Origin of the sequence: Halobacterium bonnevillei (assembly GCF_009831555.1) — an archaeon.
Taxonomy (GTDB): domain Archaea; phylum Halobacteriota; class Halobacteria; order Halobacteriales; family Halobacteriaceae; genus Halobacterium; species Halobacterium bonnevillei.
The window spans coordinates 1-4,293 of sequence record NZ_WUUU01000216.1 but is presented as its reverse complement, the minus strand read 5'-3'; the positions used below and the strand labels follow the sequence as shown (position 1 = coordinate 4,293).

The 4,293-nt window shown below is 69.1% G+C and carries 3 protein-coding genes and 1 pseudogene; 1 reads left to right on the top strand and 3 read right to left on the bottom strand.

What is annotated here, in order from left to right; translation table 11 throughout:
• The 3 genes and pseudogenes from GRX66_RS16915 to GRX66_RS16905 all read right to left on the bottom strand — a co-directional run.
• A pseudogene (locus GRX66_RS16915) lies at positions 1–304 on the bottom strand (type II secretion system F family protein); the annotation flags it as partial.
• Positions 305–344: 40 nt separating this feature from the next.
• On the bottom strand, positions 345–2,492 hold the full coding sequence (locus tag GRX66_RS16910) for a type II/IV secretion system ATPase subunit (protein WP_159527562.1): 2,148 nt from the start codon (positions 2,490–2,492) through the stop codon (positions 345–347).
• Between the two features lie 89 nt (positions 2,493–2,581).
• Complete coding sequence (locus GRX66_RS16905; protein ID WP_325064174.1) at positions 2,582–3,052, bottom strand: hypothetical protein; 471 nt, start codon at positions 3,050–3,052, stop codon at positions 2,582–2,584.
• A gap of 183 nt (positions 3,053–3,235) precedes the next feature.
• Here GRX66_RS16905 and GRX66_RS20610 point away from each other — a divergent pair, with 183 nt between their 5' ends.
• Positions 3,236–4,195, top strand: a complete 960-nt coding sequence (locus GRX66_RS20610) for a DUF4129 domain-containing protein (protein ID WP_159527561.1) — start codon at positions 3,236–3,238, stop codon at positions 4,193–4,195.
• Positions 4,196–4,293: the final 98 nt, after the last annotated feature.

The window sequence follows — 4,293 nt, the reverse complement described above, 5'->3', positions numbered from 1 at the left end:
AGGCCGGGCGGCAGACCGACGACGACAGCGGACTGTGACCCGTCGAGGAGAACGGGGACACGTCGGCGAGTCCTCCGAGCGCGGTCGCCGGGAGGGCGACGCCAGCCGTGACCGCGGCGAGCACGCCGACGACGAGAAACGCCAGCCAGGCGGCGCCGTAGACGCGCGCGAGGAACACGTCGAAACTCACGTCGAGCCGGCTCGCGCGGTAGCGCTTCCGGTCGGGGTCGTGGCGCGTGCTGTCGGCGTTGCGCGCGAACAGCGCGTACAGCGCGCGGTCGAGTACGCCGAGCGTCGCCGTCACGACTCTGCGCCTCCGTCACGTCGCTGGGTCGGTCGCCGGTTCACTCGCCGGCCCTCCGCTGGAGTCGCTCCATGGTCGCGGCTTCGTCCGTCTGGAGGTCAGACAGCAGCCCGAACAGGGCCTGGAAGTCCGAAACGTCCTCTCGTTGGAGGTACTCGACGTACCGGCGCTTCCGCTCGAACTCGTCGTGGACGTCGGCGACCGGGCGGTCGGTCTGGGCGGCGAGGCGGTCGAGGAACCGCACGGCCTCGCGGCCGACGAACGTGAACTCGCCGCCGGGCGTGCGCTCGACGACCCGCCGGAAGTGAATCGTGTCGCCGTCCTTCCGGACTGTCTCGACCGCCGGGTCCTCGGGGTCGGGGTCCGCGACGAGTTCCACGACGTCGCCGACGTACCGCTGACCGTTGACGTGCCGCGGGAACACCACGAGGTCCAGTTCCCGGAGGAGGTACGGCGGGACGCCCTGTTCGATGGCGCGGTTCACGAGCGTCTCGACGTCCTCGGCGTGCGTGGTGCCGACGACGCCGTGGCCCGTGTTGAGGACGTTCGCGAAGCTCTCGAAGCTCTCCGGGCTGTTGATTTCGGCGATGACCTCGACGTCGGGGTTGAGATAATTGGTCTCGGTCATGAGGTCCGCCATGGAGACGCGTTTGAACTCGCGTTCGTGGTCCCGCGTGGTCAACGAGACGCCGGTTTCGTGGGGGAGTCGGACCTCCCGGCTGCCCTCGTCGATGCTGATGGGGCGGTCGTCGAAGGGGACGAACGGCATGTGCGCATTCATCAGCGTCGTCTTGCCGACGCCCGTCGGGCCGGAGAACAGGACGACGCCGTGGTGTTCGTACGCCAGCCAGAGCAACGCGACGACGTCCACCGAGAGGCTGTTCTGGTGGAGCAAGTCCACGGGCGTGAGCGCGTCCGCGGCCTGCTTTCGGATGGAGACGTGCGGGCCGCCCTCCGAGATGACCGGGAGCGCGACGGCACACCGGATGGTCACGTCGCTGCTGACCTCGGCGGGTTCGAGGTTGACCTTCGCCGACGGGTTGGAGGCGTTCAGTTCGACGCCGTCGCGGGCGGCCAACTGGGTGACGAGGTTGACGAACCGCTGTTCGTCCTCGAGCACGAGGTTCGTCGGGATCCGGTCCGCGTTGGCTCCCAGGCGGCCGCGTGGGACGACCTTGACGCGTTCGTCGACGGCATTGGCTTCGACGTCCTCGAGTCGGTCGTCGCGGATGGGAACGGTGAGTTCACCGTCCCCGACGAAGTCCCGGAGGACGTAGTACGTGAGGTCGTCGAGGCGGTCGTCGCTGAACCGCCGGCCGACGGGCGGCACGGCGAGGCCGTACTCGGCGAGCGCGGACCGGAGTCGGTGTTTCGTGGCGTCAAGCCACGCTCGGGTGTTCCGGACGGTGAGGCGTCGCGTGAGGAACGCGCGGGCGCGGTCGGTGACGAACGCTGCGCGGTCCGGGCCGTCCCCGAGCAGCCCCTCGACGTTGGCCTCCCAGATGCGTTCCTTGCACTCCGCGATGAGTTCGTCGTCGCCGGGGAGGCGGTCGGGTTCGCGGACGGCGTACTTGGTGTCGAAGGCGTCCGTTCCGAGGACGCGCTCCCGGTAGACGACCACCGGAATCTCGAAGTCCCGGAACGGGACCGTGTACCGGGCGAGGCGTTCGGAGAGGAAGCGGTCGAGGTGCGGCGGGTCGGCCGGGAGGTCGGTGGCGGCGGGCGCGTATTCGGTGGTGTGGACGACGAGGGAGTCGGTGGCCGCGTCCGCGACTTCGACGCCGCCGTCGAGCGCGAGCGGGGTGAGTTCGCCGAGGCCGCGGAGTTCACACAGCGCGTGGAATTCGACGCGGCGGCGGGCAGCGGGCGAACAGTCCGTGAGTCGTTCGAGGATGCGGCGGTGTTTCTCGCCGAGCCCGTCGGCCACCCGCTCTCGGGTGCCTTCGCGGGTTCGGGGTCGCGACAGCTGCGCGTCCGCGAAGTACTCGGTGACGCTGTCGAGCGCGTCGCGGTCCGCGGTGCCGAGCACTGGTGGTCGTGCGTCGTACGCGAATTCGCCGTTGCGTTCGGTGACGGTGACGACGACGCCGGGGTGGACTTCGTACTGGCTCCGGACGTCGGGCGCGTACCACGCGTTCGAGTCGTCCGGCGGGATCGGAGCGGGCACCGTCTCCTCGCACACTGACATTGCGGACGACTCGCTCCCACTTTGATTTAAATCTTAGCACTCGAGAATTAAGATCGGGGATGTTTGCGAATCCCCTGGACGTGACCGGGTCAGGGACAGTCAGACGACGAGAACGAGTCGGGGTCCTCGCCCTGTCGGACTGTCCGGGTCGCGCCGTCGTCGATGGCGAGGAGCATCGCCTGGCCGCCGTACCCGTGGGTCTGGTCGTGGCCGCGAACGACCACACAGTCGACGTCGTCCGGAATCTGGACGGTCGATGAACGCGTGAATTCCAGCGTGCCGTGGGCGTGACTGAGGTCGCGGCGGCCGAGGCGGTCGCCGTCCAGCCGTTCGACCTGCCACCAGTTCGCGTGGCCGTCCTCGCCGTCGTCATCGTGGTACAGCGTGACGTCGAACCGAACGCCGTCTGTGACGGGCTCCGTCTCCACGCCGGTCACGTTCGCCTCGCGGAGATCCAGGGCACTGTTCCCGGTTTCGTCGCTGCGGCCGGTGGTAGCGTCGTCCCCCGTCGTGGTGCCACCGCTCGAGGCGGCTGGGCCGTTTCCGATGCACCCGGTCACTACGGCCGTCGCAGCGCCAGCCAGTCCAGCGAGTAGGTGTCGTCGCCGCACGCCAGCACACACGCACTATAGACACATAAGCGGGCGCTGCCGGTGCCGGGAGGGCGGGAGGAGGCATACCGCCTGAAGACACCGAGACACGTTGTCGCAAGACATATACTCACAAACTCACAACTCCCGGAAGTGGACCGAAACGTTCGCGCCCTGATAATTGCCCTCCTCTGCGTGCTCGCGGTTTCGTTGGCGGCCGCGACGCTCGCGAACCCCCAGGACACCGCGGGATCAAGCGGTGGCCCCGGCGGTGGCGTCGGTGGCGACAGCGGCACCGCAGACGAACAAGGCAACGAAGGCGAAGATGGTGCAGACATCGACGACAACTCCCTCGCCGGCGAGCAACCGATACAGCTCGGCGGCGCGTGCGTGCCGTTCCTGTTATCGCCCGCGTTCGCCGGTCTCCTGCTGGTCGTCTACGGAATAATCGGGTACCTGACGTACCGCACGCGGGGCCTTGTGCCGGCCGTCCTCGTGCTGTTCGTCGTCACAGCGCTCGTCGTGGCCCCGCCGTGGTTGATCTTCACGGACTGCGGCTCCCAGACGGAAAGCGACCAGGGCGGGACGCTGCTCCCGGAACTGCCGTCCGGGCCGTCCGAGGGCGGTGAAGCGACGGGCGGGTCCGGCGAGGAGACGCTGTTCTCGCCGCCGCGCGTGCTCGCCGCCCTGTTCGTCCTCGCCATCGTGCTGGGGCTGGTCGCGTTCCGCGCGACCGGCGACTCGGAGCCGGTCGATACGAGGCCCGTGGAGGAACCCGTGTCGGAGTCCGACGACGAGGCGCTCGGCGCCGTCGGAGCAGTGGCCGGTGACGCCGCCGACCGCATCGTCGAGGACGCCGACGTCGAGAACGAGGTGTACCGCGCGTGGCGGGAGATGACCGACCACCTCGACGTCCGGAATCCCGAAACGAGCACGCCCAGCGAGTTCGCTGACGCCGCTCGCGACGCCGGCATGGACGACGTGCACGTCGACGAACTCACGGCCCTGTTCCGTGACGTTCGCTACGGCGGCGCCGACGTGACGCCGGCACGCGAACAGCGGGCTGTGGACGCGCTCCGGGCTATCGAAGCGTCCTACGGAGGTGGCGACTGATGCTGCGGCGCGTCCTCGCGGCGTTCGGTGTGCTGTTCGTCGCGCTCGGCGTCGCCGTCGTCGCCGCGCCGTCCCTCACGAACGTCGTCCGGCTCCCG

Bases quoted from the DNA above. Each gene is read 5' to 3' on its own strand.
- GRX66_RS16910 (WP_159527562.1), bottom strand. From the start codon at position 2,492: ATGTCAGTGTGCGAGGAGACGGTGCCCGCTCCGATCCCGCCGGACGAC.